This is a genomic window from Lentilactobacillus buchneri (genome assembly GCF_018314255.1).
Taxonomy (GTDB): domain Bacteria; phylum Bacillota; class Bacilli; order Lactobacillales; family Lactobacillaceae; genus Lentilactobacillus; species Lentilactobacillus buchneri.
Genome location: NZ_CP073066.1, coordinates 1,625,122 through 1,643,258 on the forward strand (window position 1 = coordinate 1,625,122; position 18,137 = coordinate 1,643,258).

At 45.2% G+C, this 18,137-nt stretch carries 19 protein-coding genes and 1 pseudogene; 12 read left to right on the plus strand and 8 right to left on the minus strand.

Features of this window, described 5'->3' with window-relative positions:
- The first annotated feature begins 77 nt into the window (after nt 1-77).
- Entirely contained in the window at nt 78-1,502 is a 1,425-nt protein-coding gene (locus KE627_RS07630; RefSeq protein ID WP_013727188.1) for an NAD-dependent succinate-semialdehyde dehydrogenase, read from the plus strand.
- Between the two features lie 109 nt (nt 1,503-1,611).
- Here the strand turns inward: KE627_RS07630 and KE627_RS07635 are convergent, their stop codons facing one another.
- From KE627_RS07635 to KE627_RS07645, 3 genes are read right to left on the minus strand one after another with little or no spacing between them, the layout of a single operon-like run.
- Nucleotides 1,612-2,517 carry a diacylglycerol/lipid kinase family protein gene (locus KE627_RS07635; protein ID WP_013727189.1) on the minus strand — a complete coding sequence of 302 codons (906 nt, stop codon included), beginning with the start codon at nt 2,515-2,517 and terminating at the stop codon, nt 1,612-1,614.
- A gap of 45 nt (nt 2,518-2,562) precedes the next feature.
- Nucleotides 2,563-3,054: an 8-oxo-dGTP diphosphatase gene (locus KE627_RS07640; RefSeq protein ID WP_013727190.1), complete on the minus strand. Its 492-nt coding sequence runs from the start codon at nt 3,052-3,054 to the stop codon at nt 2,563-2,565.
- Nucleotides 3,051-3,461, minus strand: coding sequence for a winged helix-turn-helix transcriptional regulator (locus KE627_RS07645; RefSeq protein WP_013727191.1), 411 nt, complete (start codon nt 3,459-3,461; stop codon nt 3,051-3,053). Before KE627_RS07645 ends, KE627_RS07640 begins: the two co-directional genes overlap by 4 nt.
- Before the next feature lie 103 nt (nt 3,462-3,564).
- Here KE627_RS07645 and KE627_RS07650 point away from each other — a divergent pair, with 103 nt between their 5' ends.
- Nucleotides 3,565-4,074 (plus strand): type 1 glutamine amidotransferase domain-containing protein, encoded by a 510-nt coding sequence (locus KE627_RS07650; RefSeq protein WP_056938856.1) that lies wholly within the window; start codon nt 3,565-3,567, stop codon nt 4,072-4,074.
- A gap of 96 nt (nt 4,075-4,170) precedes the next feature.
- Here the strand turns inward: KE627_RS07650 and KE627_RS07655 are convergent, their stop codons facing one another.
- The 3 genes from KE627_RS07655 to KE627_RS07665 all read right to left on the minus strand — a co-directional run bounded on the left by KE627_RS07655 (nt 4,171) and on the right by KE627_RS07665 (nt 6,658).
- Nucleotides 4,171-5,505: an ammonium transporter gene (locus KE627_RS07655; RefSeq protein ID WP_013727193.1), complete on the minus strand. Its 1,335-nt coding sequence runs from the start codon at nt 5,503-5,505 to the stop codon at nt 4,171-4,173.
- A gap of 281 nt (nt 5,506-5,786) precedes the next feature.
- Nucleotides 5,787-6,419 carry an NAD(P)H-binding protein gene (locus KE627_RS07660; protein WP_013727194.1) on the minus strand — a complete coding sequence of 211 codons (633 nt, stop codon included), beginning with the start codon at nt 6,417-6,419 and terminating at the stop codon, nt 5,787-5,789.
- An 80-nt stretch (nt 6,420-6,499) separates the two neighbouring features.
- Nucleotides 6,500-6,658: a hypothetical protein gene (locus tag KE627_RS07665; protein WP_170174835.1), complete on the minus strand. Its 159-nt coding sequence runs from the start codon at nt 6,656-6,658 to the stop codon at nt 6,500-6,502.
- 124 nt (nt 6,659-6,782) lie between these two features.
- Here KE627_RS07665 and KE627_RS07670 point away from each other — a divergent pair, with 124 nt between their 5' ends.
- From KE627_RS07670 to KE627_RS07680, 3 genes are read left to right on the plus strand one after another with little or no spacing between them, the layout of a single operon-like run.
- A complete protein-coding gene (locus tag KE627_RS07670) occupies nt 6,783-8,702 on the plus strand; it encodes a heavy metal translocating P-type ATPase (protein WP_211772852.1) in 1,920 nt (639 codons plus the stop codon).
- A gap of 20 nt (nt 8,703-8,722) precedes the next feature.
- Nucleotides 8,723-8,944: a heavy-metal-associated domain-containing protein gene (locus KE627_RS07675; protein WP_003582479.1), complete on the plus strand. Its 222-nt coding sequence runs from the start codon at nt 8,723-8,725 to the stop codon at nt 8,942-8,944.
- Between the two features lie 9 nt (nt 8,945-8,953).
- Nucleotides 8,954-9,502: a ferritin-like domain-containing protein gene (locus KE627_RS07680; protein ID WP_013727196.1), complete on the plus strand. Its 549-nt coding sequence runs from the start codon at nt 8,954-8,956 to the stop codon at nt 9,500-9,502.
- Nucleotides 9,503-9,576: 74 nt separating this feature from the next.
- Here the strand turns inward: KE627_RS07680 and KE627_RS07685 are convergent, their stop codons facing one another.
- Complete coding sequence (locus KE627_RS07685; RefSeq protein ID WP_013727197.1) at nt 9,577-9,888, minus strand: hypothetical protein; 312 nt, start codon at nt 9,886-9,888, stop codon at nt 9,577-9,579.
- 67 nt (nt 9,889-9,955) lie between these two features.
- A pseudogene (locus tag KE627_RS07690) lies at nt 9,956-10,932 on the minus strand (aldo/keto reductase).
- Between the two features lie 270 nt (nt 10,933-11,202).
- Between KE627_RS07690 and purE the strand changes: the two are divergent.
- The 7 genes from purE to purF are packed head-to-tail and all read left to right on the plus strand — an operon-like array spanning nt 11,203 to nt 18,135.
- On the plus strand, nt 11,203-11,691 hold the full coding sequence (purE, locus tag KE627_RS07695; RefSeq protein WP_013727198.1) for a 5-(carboxyamino)imidazole ribonucleotide mutase: 489 nt from the start codon (nt 11,203-11,205) through the stop codon (nt 11,689-11,691).
- Nucleotides 11,672-12,805 carry a 5-(carboxyamino)imidazole ribonucleotide synthase gene (purK, locus tag KE627_RS07700; protein ID WP_013727199.1) on the plus strand — a complete coding sequence of 378 codons (1,134 nt, stop codon included), beginning with the start codon at nt 11,672-11,674 and terminating at the stop codon, nt 12,803-12,805. Before purE ends, purK begins: the two co-directional genes overlap by 20 nt.
- Nucleotide 12,806: 1 nt before the next feature.
- Nucleotides 12,807-13,538 carry a phosphoribosylaminoimidazolesuccinocarboxamide synthase gene (gene purC, locus KE627_RS07705; protein ID WP_013727200.1) on the plus strand — a complete coding sequence of 244 codons (732 nt, stop codon included), beginning with the start codon at nt 12,807-12,809 and terminating at the stop codon, nt 13,536-13,538.
- Nucleotides 13,538-13,801, plus strand: coding sequence for a phosphoribosylformylglycinamidine synthase subunit PurS (purS, locus tag KE627_RS07710; protein WP_056938858.1), 264 nt, complete (start codon nt 13,538-13,540; stop codon nt 13,799-13,801). Before purC ends, purS begins: the two co-directional genes overlap by 1 nt.
- Nucleotides 13,798-14,481, plus strand: a complete 684-nt coding sequence (purQ, locus tag KE627_RS07715; protein ID WP_013727202.1) for a phosphoribosylformylglycinamidine synthase subunit PurQ — start codon at nt 13,798-13,800, stop codon at nt 14,479-14,481. Before purS ends, purQ begins: the two co-directional genes overlap by 4 nt.
- On the plus strand, nt 14,474-16,708 hold the full coding sequence (purL, locus tag KE627_RS07720) for a phosphoribosylformylglycinamidine synthase subunit PurL (RefSeq protein WP_136861087.1): 2,235 nt from the start codon (nt 14,474-14,476) through the stop codon (nt 16,706-16,708). Before purQ ends, purL begins: the two co-directional genes overlap by 8 nt.
- Nucleotides 16,693-18,135 (plus strand): amidophosphoribosyltransferase, encoded by a 1,443-nt coding sequence (gene purF / locus KE627_RS07725; RefSeq protein ID WP_056938866.1) that lies wholly within the window; start codon nt 16,693-16,695, stop codon nt 18,133-18,135. Before purL ends, purF begins: the two co-directional genes overlap by 16 nt.
- The last annotated feature ends 2 nt before the right edge of the window (nt 18,136-18,137 follow it).

Sequence of the window (18,137 nt, forward strand, 5' to 3'; positions counted from 1 at the left end):
ATCCTATATCTGGATGTAAAAATGTCTAGGATAGCTGAAGACGTTACGGATTTATCCAAATTTTAGGAGGTCATATAATGGCATATCGGACTGTAAACCCTTACAACAATGAAGTTGTGAAGGAGTACCCATTTGCGACTGAGGACGAATTACAATCAGCCTTGGCAACGGGTCATGATTTATACGAAACGATGAAGAAGCAAGATATTTCTGAGCGAGCCAAAATTCTGCATAACGTTGCTTCCAAGCTGCGTGAGCACTCAGATGAATTAGCTCGTGCATGTACGATTGACATGGGTAAATTAATCGGTGAATCAAAGGGTGAAGTTGAACTGGTTGCGATCATTGCTGACTGGTTCGCAGATCATGGTGAGGACTTACTGAAGCCTGAAAAGATCGATACCATTGCAACCGGTGATGCTGAAATTCAACATCACGCAACCGGAGTTGTTATGATGGTTGAGCCTTGGAACTTCCCTTACTACCAAATCATGCGTGTGTTTGCACCTAACTTTATGGTTGGAAATCCAATGATCTTAAAGCACGCTGCCAACACGCCAACATCAGCTAAAATGTTTGCTGACGTTGTCGCCGAAGCCGGTGCGCCTAAAGGTTCGTTGACTAACTTGTTCCTTTCATACGACCAAGTGACTGAAGCAATTGATGACCCTCGTGTTCAAGGGGTTGCCTTAACTGGTTCTGAGCGTGGTGGTACAGCTGTTGCCGGCGCCGCTGGTAAAGCGCTTAAGAAGAACACCATGGAGCTTGGTGGAATGGATCCATTTGTTGTTTTAGGTGATGCCAACATGGATGATGTCAATGACATTGCATGGCGTGCCCGAATTTACAACACTGGTCAAGTATGTACTTCATCCAAGCGATTCATCGTGATGGACAATGTTTACGATGAATTTGTGGAGAATTTGAAGAAGAAGTTTGCTGGTTTGAAGCCTGGCGATCCAATGGATCCTAAGACGACCTTAGCACCAATGAACACCGAAAAATCAAAGAACAAGTTACAGAAACAATTGGACGATGCTATCGCAGCTGGTGCCAAAGTTGTTTATGGTAATGAACCAATTGACTTACCTGGTCAATTCTTTATGCCAACGATCTTAACGGATATTGACAAAGATAACCCAGCATACAGTGAAGAAATGTTTGGTCCAATCGCTGCTGTTTACAAGGTTCACAGTGAGCAGGAAGCAATCGACTTGGCCAACGACAACCCTTACGGACTTGGTGGCATTGTCTTTGCCGGCGATGCTGATCACGGTGCAGAAGTTGCCTCACAAATCGAAACTGGAATGGTCTTTGTTAACAACTTCATGTCCACCTTACCTGAATTGCCATTTGGTGGGGTTAAACTTTCAGGTTACGGCCGTGAAATGAGCCACATTGGTCAGATGGCCTTTGTTAACGAGCAGTTGATCGTCAAGACTGACAAGCCTAACATGGGTAACCTTGCCGGTGGCTTGGTTGCACTTGATCCTCAAGAATAATGAACGTAAAATAAATTGACTGAAAAGTAAAGAAGTCGGGAGATAACGTTTTGTTCGTTACCTCCCGGCTTCTTTTGCGTGCCATTGTTATTTTGTTTAAATCCTAGGATCAAGATTCTTCGTGCGATGCTCTTGGCACAATTACCTGTAAAAAGTCACTCTTGGTTGTGACGGTAATTGGCAGAGACATCGCTGGATCCCCATCGATTCTGGCCTGAATGTCGCGTTTTGACAGGTTATCTATTTTAACGGTTGTGGTTTTAAAATAGCGAACCCCCTGGGCATTTTTGAGATTGCCGGTGATGAAATAACTCAAGTAGGTGAGTAGTTTCATGGGAGTGAAGCTCTTCAGCAAGAAGACATGGAGATAATCATCGTCGTAGGACGCATCCGGATTAAAGGCGATGAAACCACCAACCGAATTGGTCGTCGTGATCAGTAGAATCTGGGCTCGCAAGACTTCGGAGCGATCATTGGCTGTGATTTTTAATTTGTAAGAACGATTGGTGAACAGCTCCTTGAAGCCTTTGACCAAATAAATCATTTTGCCAAAGCGCTTCTTTTCGTCGTCCTTGACGTTTCGAGCGATATCTGCCAATCTTCCCAGGGTGAGGCTGCTGACCATTGGTGTTTTCCCCACAGCCCCGAGGTCGACCTCTGCTGGTGAGCCATCCAACAGATTGTTAATGGCTTGATCGGTGTTCAGAGGGATGTGAAGGGCTCTGGCAAAATTATTGATCGTGCCGCCAGGAATGATTCCCAGCGGAATTGATTGGCCAGCCTTCAAGAAGCCCTCACAGGCGGTATTGATCGATCCATCACCGCCAATCGTAATCAGGCAGTCATAGTTTTCGGGTGATTTTTGGGCCTGTTTGACCGCATCATCACGTGACTTGGTTTGACTAAGGGTCACCGACTTGCCATTGCTTTCCAATAAGGATTGAGCCTTTTTGGCAATCGCTTCGTTGTCGCTTTTACCGGCACTGCCATTATAAATAATTAAATATTTTTTCATGTTGCACCTCCTCAAAGGAATGATTCGGATGACAACTTTATTATATTACGCTTTTGGGGAATGGTCGTCTTTGGGGATTATGGTTAACGATCCGTTCATGACCGGCGACGTTGCATCAACGATGTGGGGGTCGGTGAAGATCTGCAGGAATTTCATAAAACTTTCAGCTGTATTAGCTTCGTTGAGGTCCTTTAACGGCAGCCAATAATTTTTGCCTTCCTCAGACTGCTTGAGGGTGCCTGAGAAATGACTGGTGCGGAAGAGAAATCCGAGCCGGCGGTAGGCAGGGCTTTCGTTGAACCATTCAACAGTTCCACAGGATTCGAGCTGACTGACCGTCAGGCCGGTTTCCTCAAATACTTCTCGAACCATGCCGTCGTAAAGACTCTCACCTTTTTCAACGTGGCCGCCGGGAAAAGTGTGGCCAAATTTCCAGGCGACGTCGGTTTTATCTTCCACCAAGACTTCTTGAGTGGCTGGATTGTAAATCATGCACATATTTACCAATTCAATTGATTCGGTTCTGGAATAGGTCATTTGGCTGCCTCCCGCTCAACTTCTTCGTTGACACTGAATTGTGGAGTCACTTTAAGGGCTTTGATCCGATTCTCGCCCCATTCATACATCTGATTGGCAATGGGCATCAGTGATTGACCGAGCTCGGTGATTTCATAGGTTACCTTTGTTTGAGATCCCGAGTTGACATGCCGGGTAATGAGGCCGTCTTCAGCCATTTCCCGCAGCTGATTGGTGAGCACTTTGTGGGTGACTTTGGGTAACAGCCGCATTAATTCGTTAAAGCGGTAGGCGCCGTCAGTTCCCAAGTGAAATAAGATGACCAATTTCCATTTGCCGCTGAACATCGATAAAGTGAGCTCCTTGGAACAGTTGTAGTCACCGTTTTTCAGACGGTCTTTGACATCTTTTCTGATGACATCAGTCATTTGTATCCCTCCAAGATTTTAGGCACCTGAAAGTGCGTTATTGTATCATTTTGATACCTAGTATAAAGTAGATAGTATCTTGGAACAAGAAAGGATGAATTTGATGAGTAAAGTAGCTGTCATCGTGACCAACGATGTTGAAGATATTGAATACACATCACCGGTTGAAGCACTCAAGAATGCCGGCCATGAGGTGGTAACCATTGAAAATGAAGCTGGCAATCAAATCGTCGGCAAACACGGCACTAAGTTGACTGCCGATAAGGGAATCGGGGACGTGAAGCCGGATGAGTTTGACGGCTTATTGATCCCTGGCGGCTTTTCACCAGATCAACTGAGAGCTGATGATCGATTTGTTAATTTCGTCAAAGCCTTTTTGATGGACGACAAACCAACTTTTGCGATTTGCCACGGTCCGCAACTGTTCATCCAAACCGGCTTGACGGCTGGTCGGACAATGACCGCCTACCTGACTGTTCGACCGGATTTGTATTATGCCGGCGCCCGTGTGAAAGATCAGCCGGTGGTGGTTGACCGTAATTTGGTTACCAGCCGCACTCCTGATGATTTAGACGATTTTAATGGTGCTATGCTGGCTATTTTGAAGAAGTAATTGAATTTAAAGTAACTTGACTGCAAAAAGACCGGAACAAGGCGCTTTTCAACGCCTGTTCCGGTCTTTTTGCTTTTTATGTTATGAATGTCTAACTCAATGCAAATGAGGGTCCTTATTAGGATCCAGTCCACCTAACTGGCCTCTGAATTCCTTGGAATACAGGTTCAAATCTGAACGGTAGGCGTCAAGGTTGTCGCTCATGTCAACGGTATAATCAACTTCTTCACCGTGCTCACCTTTATCCAAACCAAGCTTTTCTTCTTTACGGTCAACTCGCATTGGCATCACTAAACTCAGTAATTTGATAATCACTGAAGCCGCGATGGTAACAAAGATAATCGTTGCCAAAGTTGCGACGATCTGGACGGTAATTTGATGCCAACCGCCGCCATAAAAGGCGCCATTGTGGGCAACAATCGGGTTGACGCTCTTGGTAGCGAATAAACCGGTGGCAATACTGCCGACGATCCCGCTGACACCATGGCAGCCAAAGGCATCCAAAGCATCGTCAACACCAATTCGATCTTTCAAATAGTTAACGAAGAAGTAGCTGGCGAAAGTTGAGAACATGCCAATCCAAAATGATCCGGCGATTGTTACAAAGCCACAGGCAGGGGTGATACCAACTAGTCCACAAAGCGTTCCGGTACAAACACCAACCAGGGTTGGCTTACCGCTGATAACCATATCCAAGATCATCCAGGTAACCATTGCAGTACCGGTTGACATGGTCGTCGTAATGGTTGCCTGAGCCGCAATGTTGTCAACACCGAGTGCTGAACCGGCATTAAATCCGTACCAGCCAATCCACAAGATGGTGGCACCAAGCAATACCCATGGTAAATTGTAGTGGGTGTGAGGGATGTCGCCGAATTTAACCCGTTTCCCTAAGAAAGCGGAAAGGACAAAGGCAGTGACACCGGCATTAATATGGACAACGGTTCCGCCGGCAAAGTCCAATACGCCTAATCCATAAAGGATACCGTGTGGGCTCCAAACCAAATGGACCATTGGGTAGTAAATGATAATCGACCAAAGAATCAAGAAAACCAACAAAAAGTTGAATTTGATCCGGCCAACAACGGCACCTACGAATAAGGCAGGGGTAATAATAGCAAACATCATTTCAAATACTGAAAAAATCCCAGTCGGAATCTTGGTTGCCGTCAATGAAGTCAGATCAACGCCATTCATGAAAAAGTTCTTCACGGTTCCAATGACTCCGCCAATGTCTCCGGAAAATGATAACGAGTAACCAATCACGATCCAAAGAACAATGGCAACACCGGTCATAATGAAAACCGACAGCATCGTGTTAACCACGTTTCGTTTTGAAACCAGGCCCCCATAGAAAAACGCCAATCCGGGAGTCATGAATAAGACCAAAATACTGGATAAAATCATGAACGAAGTATTTGCAGCATTCATAACATCGCTTCCTTCTCTTTTAATGTCATAAATTCTAACATCATATTTTTGGAACGTCCAGCACTTTTTGAAATTGGTTAGAAAATTAGAATGTATCTAATCGCGATGGAAACGGTGCCAATGGCGCTGGGTAAGGCGTCTTTAAGATATCAAATTTTATTAAAAAGGTGAAGCCCGCTAATTGGTATATGTAATTAAAACTAACATTAAGGGCCGGAACACAAGTGCTGCTTCAATGTGTTCCGGCCCTTATTACATACTCTGTATCACGATATTCTTTGTTAATTTAACTCATTAATGGCTTCAGGAATCGGTTCATTCCCGGTACTCATCTCAATGACTTCTTTGATGCCGGCATGGTTTTCGACTAAACCAATTAATACGTCGGCGACATTATCGATGCTATTTTCATTGGTGCTATAGGCTCCCAAAGTCACTTTGCCTGACCCGGTTTTTTCAACCAACGCGGTTGGCTGGAGGATTGTATAGTCCAGATTGGTGTTGTGAATCAACCATTCGTCAGCATAGTATTTGGCGATCAAGTAATTCTCAAGCGGAGAGTCGGCGAATTCGTCTGGTGACAATGATCCCTTGGAACTCAGCATGACAAAACGGCTGATTTCTTTTTCTTCGGCTGCCTGCATGACTTTGACGGCACCATGTAAGTCAATTTTAAGCAGGTCTCGACCACCCGATCCGGCAGTGAAGATAATTGCATCGGCTTCTGGTAAGGCCTCTTTAATCTCATCCATCCCGTCATTGAGATCCAATTTAAACGGCGTCACGTTCTCAGACGTTGGCACTTTTTCCGGCTTGCGGGCACCGGCATAGATTTCGTCTGCAGAATTTTTGGCGAGTTTGGCGACAACGTTTGAACCAACCCGGCCAGTTGCACCAATCACGATAATTTTCATTGTTGGAATCCTCCCTTATCCTTATTAGCTCAATTATGGTAGATATAAGACCGGAATGCAAAAGAAAGATTGACATTGGCCTAATCTTTCTTTTGCAAATCTAACGTACTAAGCAGGCAGTGGGTGATTTTTAAAGCAACGATTAGTGCGACAACCAGAATCACGATGACCAGGGGAAGGTCGATCGCTGAAAGTTTAACGATCGACATGCTCTCTGAAACGTCACCATCGCGAATCACCGAAAAACCAAAAAATATTCGCCATCAATTACCAAACAAAATTTCAAACTTGATCCACGTCAATTCTTTATCGACCGAACCACCATATACTAAAGACATCAATTGAGAAATGGAGCGGGAGATTATGAAATTCCAAAGATATATTAATCAACATACAAATCAAATTACACTGATAACGGCAGTATTAATTGGCGTAGGCCTCTTGGGGAAAGTTGTTGACAGCGATATGGTCTACACGGTTTCATTTATCGCCGCTTCAATTATCTCGGCTGTGCCGATCGTTCTTCGGGCAGTTTCCGCACTCCGATTTAAAACGATCAGCATCGAATTACTTGTCAGTATTGCTGTGATTGGCGCTTTCATCATTGGCGAGTACAATGAATCAGCAATCGTCACTTTCTTGTTCTTATTTGGGACGTTTTTGGAAGACAAAACGTTGGCCAAAACCCGCCACTCAATTAAAGATTTGACGGAAATGGCACCGACTACGGCAATGGTTGTAGACGATGACGGCAACACTGAGGAGACTGATGTTGACTTTGTCGACGTTGACGACGTCGTCTTGGTCAAAGCCGGCGGTCAGATTCCAGTTGACGGTGAAATTGTGGATGGATCCGGTCACATCAACGAAGCCAGTATTACCGGCGAATCAAAATTAGTCACTAAGGGCACTGGCAATCAGGTATTCTCTGGCACCATCTTAGACAACGGAACACTTAAAGTTCGGGCAACCAAGGTTGGCGACGACACCACGTTTGGCAAAATTGTTGAACTGGTTGAGGATGCTCAAGACACCAAGTCTCCAGCGGAAAAGTTTATTGACAAATTTGCGACTTATTACACTCCGGCAGTTTTGATCATTGCACTGATTGTGGGCTTGGTTACCAAAGATTTCCGATTAGCGATTACCGTTTTGGTCTTGGGATGCCCTGGGGCCTTGGTTATCGGCGCCCCGGTTTCAAACGTGGCTGGAATTGGTAATGGTGCGAAAAACGGTGTTTTGATCAAGGGCGGTGAAGTGATGAACACCTTTGCCAATGTCGACACGTTGGTATTCGATAAGACCGGGACCCTGACTGAAGGGAAAACGGCGGTTACTCAGTTCAAAGACTACTCAAAAGACCAGTTGGCCTTGCAAATTGCTGCAGCCGTTGAAAAGCAGTCGGATCATCCGTTGGCACAAGCGGTTGTTAAATTCTCAGCTGATCATCATATTCCGTTTGATGACGTTCAAGTTGCCGATGCTGACACAGTCAAAGGCCGTGGCGTTAAGGCAACTGCCAACGGTAAGAATGTTTTAATTGGTAACTTGAGAATGATGAACGATGAAAACGTTGATTTGACGTCTGAGCAACGTCTAGACTTGGAAAACATCCAAGGCGAAGGCAGCTCAACGGTTATCGTTGCCTTCGACGGGCAAATTCAAGCCATTCTTGGGATCTCGGATGTGATTCGTCAAGGCGTTAAGCAAAGCCTGGCAACCCTCAAGTCACTCGGCATCAAGAAGACGGTTATGCTGACCGGTGATAACCTGCAGACCGCCAATGCCGTTGCAGAACAAATCGGCATCGACGAAGTGCACGCAGAACTTTTGCCGGAACAAAAAGTCGAATACGTTAAACAATTCCAGCAGGAAGGCCACAAGGTTGCCTTTGTCGGCGACGGCATCAACGACAGTCCGTCATTGGTAACCGCTGACATCGGAATTGCCATGGGAAGTGGAACCGACGTGGCAGTTGAAACCTCTGATGTCGTCTTGATGTCATCAGGATTCGATGAATTGATCCATGCATATGGACTTTCCAAAAAAACGGTCATCAACACCAAGGAGAACATTTTTATTGCCATTGCGACGGTTGCCGCCCTACTGATTGGCTTGATTCTCGGCTTTATTTACATGGCCAGCGGAATGTTTGTCCATGAAGCCAGTATCCTGGTTGTCATCTTCAACGCAATGCGATTAATTAATTATCAACCAAAAGCCGCCAAACTTGATCCAGATCAATTATCAGTTGGCGAATATGATTTATCATTAAAACAGTAAATGAGATGGAGGTTATCAATATGAGTAAAGCAATTTTACAATTAGACGCGCTGTCATGCCCGTCATGCATGCAGAAAATCAAGGGCGCACTTGAAAAGCAGGATGGTGTGGAAAACGTCAAAGTGTTGTTCAATGCAGCCAAAGTCAAAACTGATTTTGACGGCGATAAAATTTCCGCAGACAAACTGTCAGACACGGTAACTGATTTAGGCTATGAAGTTCAATCAATGAAAGTGAAATAGGTGAAGAATATGACAACAGCAACCCCAGAAAAATTATTTGAAGCAGAAGTTAAGCAAGCAGATATCGACCACCATACCCCAACGGCTGGTGCGATGACTGGCCACATTGTTGCCAATTTGGAAGTTTTATCCAACAAACTCCAGATGGCAAAATGGTATGTGAAGGGAATGTCGGCCCAACAGCTGAAAGTCCTATTCGGCGACTTACTTAAGCAGGCGTATGACCAAAAGGATGCCTTGGGCACGGTCTTAATCGATGAAGCGTTAATCACGCCAAGTACCCAAAAGGAATTCACGGAGTACACCATGCTGGAAGAAAATGGCCAGAATAAATATGAATCTGCAGAGTGGCTGGTCAACGACTTCGTCCATGACTATGACACTGAGAACATGTTTGTCACCCGGGCAATTAAGTTGGCTGAAAAAGAAGACCGTCCAGTCTTGGCACAACATTTGGTTGGCGTACTGCGGGATAACAACCACAACATCGCTACCTTGCAGGCCTTACTTGGGAAGACACCGCGAGAGGGCTTGGACGAGGAAGACGACGAAGATTAATCATTAACCTAGATACGAAAAAAGTTCCGAAGCAAAATTTGCCCCGGAACTTTTTTAATATCATTTTTTCGAATTCAAAGATTCAAACAAATCAGCACGATAACACAGGCAATCGTACTTGCCAGGATCCACCAGCCAACCCGATAAGCTGTCCGCTGATAGGTTGAAATTTGTTCCTGACTTAATTTATCAAAATCCGGCATCCTAAGTGAGGCATTTTGAAACATGCTAGTCTGCAGCAACGTATAGTCTTTTTTGATCAGAAGCTGATAGCTTGTCCATGACAATACCAGAATGAGGCCAATGAGTGCAACATTGATTGAGACAAATATTAACAGGACGCAGATACTGATTGCACTAGTCAGTATAATCCGCCGAGTTCTCATTTTCACCACTCCTTAAGGGCACACTACTTCACTGGACGAGTGATGGCAGATTGCCATCAAGAACAAATTACCAGAGATATTCAACTGGATTTTTGATGTGTTGATCGTAAACGTCACGGACAATTTGCATCTGAGCATCAGTCAGCGCGGGTAGATCCGCTGCAGTGGTGTTGCGCTCGATTTGAGTGGGATTACTTGCACCAGGGATGACCGCAGAAACGGCGTCATACATTAGGATGAAACGCAAAGCCATTGCTGCAAGATTATCGGTTCCCAAACGTTGCTTCAGTTCGGCAGCAGCTTTAACGCCGGTCAGGTAGTCAACGCCGGAAAAGGTCTCACCTTTATCGAACTGTTCACCATGCCGATTAGTTGTTCGATGATCTTCGGGTGCAAACTTGGTGTCCGCGGTAAATTTTCCGGTCAAAAGACCACTTGCCAGTGGAACCCGGGCCAAAATGCCGACGTTATTTTTCTTCGCTAAGCCAAAGAAGAGATCGGCAGGACGAAGGCGAAACATGTTGAAGATGATCTCGACAGCCGAGATGTCATAACTGAGGGCTTTGATGCCTTCTTCGACCCGCTCGACACTGACACCGTAGTTCTGAATTTTTCCAGCTTGCTTGAGCTTGTCCAGTTCAAAAAGGTTTCAGGCATGTAGTAATTCATCATTGGCGGGCAGTGCAGCAGCACCATGTCCAATGAGTCGACACCCATGTTTTGCAATGACTCATCAACGTACCGGTCCAAGTGAGTCGGGTCAAAGTGCTTAATATCCAAGGGCATTTCTTTTCGGCCAATTTTAGTCGTGTAGTGAACATCAGGATGATTCCTGACAAATTCACCCACGGCTTTTTCACTTTGGCCATCTTGGTAGCCATCAGCTGTATCAAAGAAGTTGACACCACGATCATAAGCTTCCTCGAGTGTGTCCCGAGCATCTTTAGGGTCAAACGGGGTGCCCCATTTTCCACCTAACTGCCAGGTACCAAGGGAAACCTCGCTGACACTATAACCAGTTTTACCAAGTGTTCTGAATTTCATTAGTGTTACCTCCAAATGGCAATCTACTTGCTTCAATCATAACATCTCGGTTGATACTTTAACTAAGCGTATTTGGTGGTGGACAGGTCCACGGTCGTTAAAAATTGACCATCTTTTGAAACTTGGACGGCTCCAAACACGTAAATTAATCAAATATTTTTGGTAAAAGTTGCAATATATCGTTTTAAACACGAACAATGACGTTGACTTCCATGATGATGGCAAGTATCCTATAGACACTAAATAAATTTGAAAAGGTGAGTGGTTGGAATGGCAAACGTTGTCGGTGTGGCAATGGGATCAATTTCTGATTGGCCAACGATGAAACTGGCTTGTGAACAACTTGAAAGTCTTGGAATCCCTTATGAGAAGCACGTTATCTCAGCTCATCGAATGCCCGATGAACTTCAAGAATTTGGCAAGACAGCTAGGGACAAGGGCATGAAAGTTATCATTGCGGGTGCTGGTGGCGCAGCTCATTTGCCGGGAATGATTGCAGCCAACACGACACTTCCTGTCATTGGAGTTCCGATGAAAACACGAACATTAAATGGTGTTGACTCATTGCTTTCAATTGTCCAGATGCCATTTGGGGCTCCGGTCGCCACCGTCAGTATTGGTGAGGCTGGTGCCAAGAACGCCGCCTTATTGGCAGCTCAAATTTTAGGAACAACTGACTCAGCTATCGCGAAGAAGTTGGCTGATTTAAAAGAAACCCAGAGAGTGGAGGCCAAAAACAGTGAGCAGCAGTTTGATTAAAACTATCTTACCGCCAGCTACGATTGGCATTGTCGGTGGCGGCCAACTCGGACAGATGATGGCACTGATTGCCAAGTCGATGGGGTATCACGTGGGCATCTTAGATCCAACACCTCACGCTCCGGCTGGGCAAGTTGCTGATTTCCAAATTGTTGCCGAATATGACGACGTTGACTCATTGATGAAGTTGGCTGAACAAAGCGATGTGTTAACCTACGAGTTTGAGAATGTCGACGAAGATTCACTGCTCAAGGCAAAGAAGGTGGCTGAGCTGCCTCAAGGCGTCAACTTACTTCATATCACTGGGCAGCGCTTGAACGAGAAAAATTTCATCAAGGATTGTGGCATTCCGGTAACCAAGTTTGCTGCGGTGTCCGATGAAGCGTCACTTAAAGTTGCTGTTGACGAAGTTGGCTATCCGGCAATTCTCAAAACCGTTTCCGGTGGCTATGATGGTCACGGTCAGATGGATATTAATTCTGCCGACGATCTTGCTGAAGCCTCGTCACTGTACTCCAAAGCGGAATGTATTTTGGAAGCCCGCCAAGACTTCATTGCTGAAGCCTCCGTTATGGTTACGCGAGACTTGAATGGCAAAGTGATTACCTTCCCACTGGTTGAAAATCGTCATAAGAATCACATTCTTCATACGACGATTGCCCCAGGCAGATTTTCCAAGACGGTCCATGCTAAAGCAAAACAGTATGCCGAAACTATCGCTAATCAGCTTGATTTATATGGGGTTCTAGGCATTGAACTGTTTGTAATTGATGACCAAGACGTCATGGTTAATGAACTGGCACCGCGTCCACATAACTCCGGTCACTACACGATCGAAGCCTGCAACATCTCTCAATTTGAAGCACATATTCGAAGCATCTGCGGCTTGCCGATTCCTGAAATTGTTCAGGAAAAACCCGCAGTGATGAGAAACCTGTTAGGAACCGATTTAACCCTTGCCCGCAATCTACTCAAGGAACATCCGGAATGGCACTTCCACGATTACGGCAAGGCAGAGATTCGACCACAACGCAAAATGGGCCACGTTACCGTCGTTGGTGACAACATCGACCAGTTACTGAAATCAACCGACATGTTAAAGGGAGAAGACTAAAATGACTGAAATTGTGAAAAAAGATTTGTTGTATAAAGGTAAGGCTAAGGAAATGTACACGACCAACGATCCTGACATCATGTGGGTTCACTACATGGATCAAGTAACGGCTTTTAACGGCAAGAAAAAAGTTCAAATGGCAGGCAAGGGTCAAACAAACTGTGAAATTTCAGCCTTGATCTTCAAGGACCTCGCCAATCATGGTATTAAGAACCACTTTATCAAGCAAATTGATTCCAACAATCAGTTGGTTAAACGGGTAAAGATTATTCCATTGGAAACAGTTGTCAGAAACTTTGCTTCCGGCAGTTTTGAAAAGAAATTTGCCGTTAAGCATTTAATGAAATTCGACAAGCCGGTTCAAGAATTTTTCTATAAGAGCGATGAATTGGATGATCCATTCATTAACGATTTCCAAGCTGAGGCTTTGAAGGTGGCAACCGAAGATCAAATGAATCAGATGAGGGCGATTGCACTGAAAGTTAATGACCGCCTTAAAGAAATTTTCTCAGAAATGAACATTGATCTGGTGGACTTCAAAGTTGAATTTGGCATTGATTCCGACAACCAATTGATTTTGGCCGATGAAATTTCTCCTGACAGCTGCCGATTAATTGACCGCGATACGCAAAAGTCACTTGATAAAGATGTCTTCAGAAAAGGCCTCGGTGCCTTAGTACCAGTATATAAAGAAATTCTTGGCCGCCTTGAAAAAGTGGAGGATGTTAAATAATGGCTCTTGCAAAAGTTTATGTTAACTACAAGAAATCAATCTTAAATCCCGAAGCAGAAGCCGTGCATAAAGCATTGAAACGGTTGGGATACAGCGATGTTCAGGACGTTAAGCTGGGTAAATACTTTGAATTAACCATTGCTGACGGCAAATCCAAAGCAGAGATTGATAAAGAAATTAACGAAATTTGTGACAAATTGCTCGCTAATTACAACATGGAAAATTACCACTATGAGATTGTTGAAACGGAGGCTGCCCAATGAAATTTGCTGTCCTTGCTTTTCCAGGATCCAACTGTGAAATGGACCTCTACAATGCAATTAAAGATATCATCAAAGAAGATGTTGAACTGGTTTCTTACAAGAACGATTCACTTGCCGGCTTTGACGCTGTTCTGATTCCTGGTGGTTTCTCATATGGTGACTACTTACGAAGTGGTGCCATTGCCCGCTTTTCACCGATTATTCCTGCATTACAGGATTTTGCCAAAAGTGGTCGACCAGTTCTGGGAATTTGCAACGGATTTCAAATTTTAACCGAAGCCGGATTACTGCCAGGAAGCTTGCAGAAGAACGTTTCTGCCAAGTTTATCTGCAAGACTGAACCTCTGGTCGTTAATAATGACCACTCGATGTTTAGCTCAGCTTATCAAGCTGGGCAGTTGATCAGCTTACCGATTGCGCATGGTGACGGCAATTATTACTGTGACCAAGATACTTTGCGGGAACTGGTTGCCAATGATCAAATCGTTTTCAAGTATGCCAATAATCCAAATGGGAGCGTTGATAATATCGCCGGCATCACCAATAAAGCCGGCAACGTTCTTGGCATGATGCCCCACCCGGAACGGGCCGTTGAAGCAATGCTTGGGTCTGATGACGGGAAGGGCGTCTTCCAGTCGATCGTTAATCACATTAAAAGTCGAGGGGTAATCTATGAATAGTGTAATGGATCAAACAACTGAAGCGACACCAGAACAAATTCGTGATAACAAGTTGTACCAATCGATGGGATTGACAGACCACGAATATGGTTTGATTAAAGATGATGTCTTGCATCGGCTGCCTAACTACACCGAAGTCGGTTTGTTCTCAGGAATGTGGAGTGAACATTGTTCTTACAAAAACTCCAAGCCGGTTCTTAAAAAGTTCTTTACCAAAGGCAAACACGTTGTCAAAGGACCAGGTGAAGGTGCCGGTATTATTGATATTGGCGATAATCAAGGAGTTGTTTTCAAAGCTGAAAGCCATAACCACCCTTCAGCAGTTGAACCTTTCCAAGGGGCCACGACCGGCGTTGGTGGTATTTTACGAGACATCTTCTCAATGGGTGCCCGACCAATTGCCAGCATGGACAGCTTGCGATTTGCCGAACCGAAAACCGATGCGGACAAGTATTTTATTCAACAAATTGTTGCCGGCATTAGTGCTTATGGGAACTGTATTGGGATCCCAACGGTTGGCGGAGATACGGCATTTGACGATGCCTACGCCCACAACCCACTGATTAACGTGATGTCTGTCGGCTTGATGGATCTCGATAAGATTGAAGTTGGTGCAGCTGCCGGCGTTGGTAACAGTATTATCTACGTTGGCCATAAAACCGGTCGTGATGGGATTAACGGGGCCTCGTTTGCTTCTTTCCAATTTGATTCTGAACATGAAAGTCAACGTTCAGCCGTTCAAGTTGGTGATCCATTTGAAGAAAAGCTGGTGATGGAAGGTTGCCTTGACGTCATCAACAATCATTCGGACGCCTTAGTCGGAATTCAAGATATGGGTGCTGCTGGACTGGTTTCATCTTCGGCAGAAATGGGCTCCAAGGCTGGCGGCAACGGAATGGAATTGAATTTGGATTTGGTCCCACAACGTGAAGCCGGGATGTCCGCCTTTGAATTAATGCTTTCAGAGTCGCAGGAACGGATGCTGTTGTGTGTCAAAGCCGGTCATGAAGATGAAGTTTTGAATGTCTTTAAGGACCATGGCGTTAACGCCGTCGTTATTGGCCACGTGACTGAAGGCCATAATTACAAACTTCTTCACCACGGCAAAGTCGTTGCTGATGTGCCGGTTGACTCCCTGGCTTCTCAAGCACCGGTTTATCACCGTGAATCAGCTGTACCAGCACACTTGAAAAATGCCGATGAGAATCAGTATCAACCTCAAATTAGCAACCCAACTGAAACCTTGAAAGAAATGCTTGGCCAATTAACCATTGCTTCTAAGGAAAGTATCTATGAAACCTATGATACCCAGGTTCAAACCAACACGGTTGTGGCTCCTGGATCCGATGCCGCCGTTGTCCGGGTGCGACACCACGACAAGGCCTTGGCAATCACAACTGATGTTAATGGTCGCTACCTCTACTTGAATCCTCGAGTCGGGGGTGCCATGGCGGTTGCTGAAGCTGCCCGCAACATTGTTGCATCTGGTGCCGTACCGTTGGGAATTACCGATTGCCTGAACTTTGGTAATCCTGAAAAGCCCGATCAGTTCTATGAATTGGATCAAGCAGTGATGGGAATGAGTGAGGCTTGTGAAAAGTTTGAAGCTCCTGTCATTTCCGGTAACGTTTCCCTTAACAATGAATACGATAATATTCCAGTCTATTCTACGCCAATGGTGGGGATGGTTGGCCTGATCAAGGGCCTGGACCACATCACGACTCAAGACTTTAAGCAAGCCGGCGACCTGGTTTATGTAGTTGGTCGAACTGAACCGGGATTTAACGGTTCTCAAATTCAAAAAATGCAAACCGGAAAAATTGCCGGCAAGCTCTTCAATTTTGATTTAGATTATGAAGTGAAAATTCAAAAATTAATTACAGCTGCCATTCAACAACATTTGTTGAATTCAGCTCATGACATCTCTGAGGGCGGTCTGATTACTGCTATTGCTGAAAGTACTTTTGGCAATCAGCTTGGCGTTGACCTGTCAGGTAACTTAACCGTTGCTGACTTCTTCTCCGAAAGCCAATCAAGATTTGTCGTTTCAGTTCCACAAGAAAAGCAGGCCGAATTTGAGCAATTAGTTGGCAATGACGCAGAAAAGCTTGGAAAGGTAGTCGATGACAATCACCTATTTGTCCAAGCCAATGATGGTTACTTTGATCTTGATGTTGATAAAGCATTTGGTATTTGGAAAGGGGCATTGCCATGCCGTCTGAAGTAAAAAGTTTAAATGAAGAATGTGGGATCTTTGGTGTTTGGGGAACGCCTGACGCTGCCAAATTGACCTACATTGGCTTATTTGCCCTCCAGCATCGTGGCCAAGAAGGTGCCGGGATTACGGTTAATAATGAAGGCCATTTGACCACCAAGCGGGGGTTTGGCTTGTTGACCGACGTCTTTGATTCACCCAACGCGGTTGATGAAATGACCGGTCAAGCTGCTATCGGTCACGTTCGCTACTCGACTGCCGGCAGTAACTTATTGGAAAATATTCAACCGCTGCCCTTTAACTTTAGCGATACCCAATTTGCGCTTGCTCATAATGGTAATTTAACCAACGCCATTTCAATTCGAAAGAACTTGGAAGACCGTGGTGCGATCTATCATTCCAGTTCCGATACTGAAAACCTGATGCATTTGATCCGGTTGAGCCAAGAAGACAACTTGGACGACCAGATGAAAGAAGCCCTCAACATCATTAAGGGTGGGTTTGCCTACTTGGTCATGACTAAGGATCGCTTGTATGCTGCCCTTGATCCCAATGGCTTTCGGCCGCTCGTTGTCGGTCAGCTGCCAAATGGTGCTTACGTCGTCTGCAGCGAAACTTGCGCCTTGGATGCTGTTGGCGCTGAGTTCAAATTTGACGTTCAACCAGGTCAGTTAATTAAAATTGATGCTTCCGGCATCACCGTTGATAAATATACCGACGATACTCAGTTGGCGATTTGCTCGATGGAATTTATTTATTTCGCTCGCCCCGACTCTGACATTTACGGTGTTAATGTCCATTCTGCCAGAAAACGGATGGGGGCTCGCTTGGCTCAGGAACAGCCGGTTGAAAATGCCGATATGGTGATTGGAGTTCCCAACTCGTCCTTGTCGGCGGCAATGGGATACGCTGAAGAATCAGGCTTGCCTTATGAAATGGGTCTGGTGAAGAATCAATATTCTGCCAGAACATTCATTGAACCCACTCAAGCACTCCGTGAACAGGGTATGAATATGAAACTCTCTGCTGTTAAAGGGGTCGTTCGGGGTAAGAATCTGGTGTTGGTTGATGATTCGATCGTTCGCGGAACCACCAGTCGCCGAATTGTCAAATTACTCAAGGATGCTGGGGCGGCCTCCGTTCACCTGCGGATTGCATCACCGCCGCTGCGTTATCCATGTTTTTACGGCATCGATATCCAGCACGTTCGCGAACTGATTGCCGCTAACAAGACGATTGAACAAATGCGCGAAATCTTCGGGGCTGATTCTTTGGGATTCCTGAGTGTTCAAGGGGTGATTGATTCAGTTAATTTGAAGACCGACGCACCTAATAAGGGTCTCTGTGTTGCATATTTTGACGGCAAATATCCAACCCCGCTTTACGATTACGAGGAAGAATACGACCGTGATCAAGCCCAACTACAATCAATGAGATGAGG

Coding starts and splice junctions, on each gene's coding strand:
- KE627_RS07630 (WP_013727188.1), top strand. CDS start 78: ATGGCATATCGGACTGTAAACCCTTACAACAATGAAGTTGTGAAGGAG.
- KE627_RS07635 (WP_013727189.1), bottom strand. CDS start 2,517: ATGAAAAAATATTTAATTATTTATAATGGCAGTGCCGGTAAAAGCGAC.
- KE627_RS07640 (WP_013727190.1), bottom strand. CDS start 3,054: ATGACCTATTCCAGAACCGAATCAATTGAATTGGTAAATATGTGCATG.
- KE627_RS07645 (WP_013727191.1), bottom strand. CDS start 3,461: ATGACTGATGTCATCAGAAAAGATGTCAAAGACCGTCTGAAAAACGGT.
- KE627_RS07650 (WP_056938856.1), top strand. CDS start 3,565: ATGAGTAAAGTAGCTGTCATCGTGACCAACGATGTTGAAGATATTGAA.
- KE627_RS07655 (WP_013727193.1), bottom strand. CDS start 5,505: ATGAATGCTGCAAATACTTCGTTCATGATTTTATCCAGTATTTTGGTC.
- KE627_RS07660 (WP_013727194.1), bottom strand. CDS start 6,419: ATGAAAATTATCGTGATTGGTGCAACTGGCCGGGTTGGTTCAAACGTT.
- KE627_RS07670 (WP_211772852.1), top strand. CDS start 6,783: ATGAAATTCCAAAGATATATTAATCAACATACAAATCAAATTACACTG.
- KE627_RS07675 (WP_003582479.1), top strand. CDS start 8,723: ATGAGTAAAGCAATTTTACAATTAGACGCGCTGTCATGCCCGTCATGC.
- KE627_RS07680 (WP_013727196.1), top strand. CDS start 8,954: ATGACAACAGCAACCCCAGAAAAATTATTTGAAGCAGAAGTTAAGCAA.
- KE627_RS07685 (WP_013727197.1), bottom strand. CDS start 9,888: ATGAGAACTCGGCGGATTATACTGACTAGTGCAATCAGTATCTGCGTC.
- purE (WP_013727198.1), top strand. CDS start 11,203: ATGGCAAACGTTGTCGGTGTGGCAATGGGATCAATTTCTGATTGGCCA.
- purC (WP_013727200.1), top strand. CDS start 12,807: ATGACTGAAATTGTGAAAAAAGATTTGTTGTATAAAGGTAAGGCTAAG.
- purS (WP_056938858.1), top strand. CDS start 13,538: ATGGCTCTTGCAAAAGTTTATGTTAACTACAAGAAATCAATCTTAAAT.
- purQ (WP_013727202.1), top strand. CDS start 13,798: ATGAAATTTGCTGTCCTTGCTTTTCCAGGATCCAACTGTGAAATGGAC.
- purL (WP_136861087.1), top strand. CDS start 14,474: ATGAATAGTGTAATGGATCAAACAACTGAAGCGACACCAGAACAAATT.
- purF (WP_056938866.1), top strand. CDS start 16,693: ATGCCGTCTGAAGTAAAAAGTTTAAATGAAGAATGTGGGATCTTTGGT.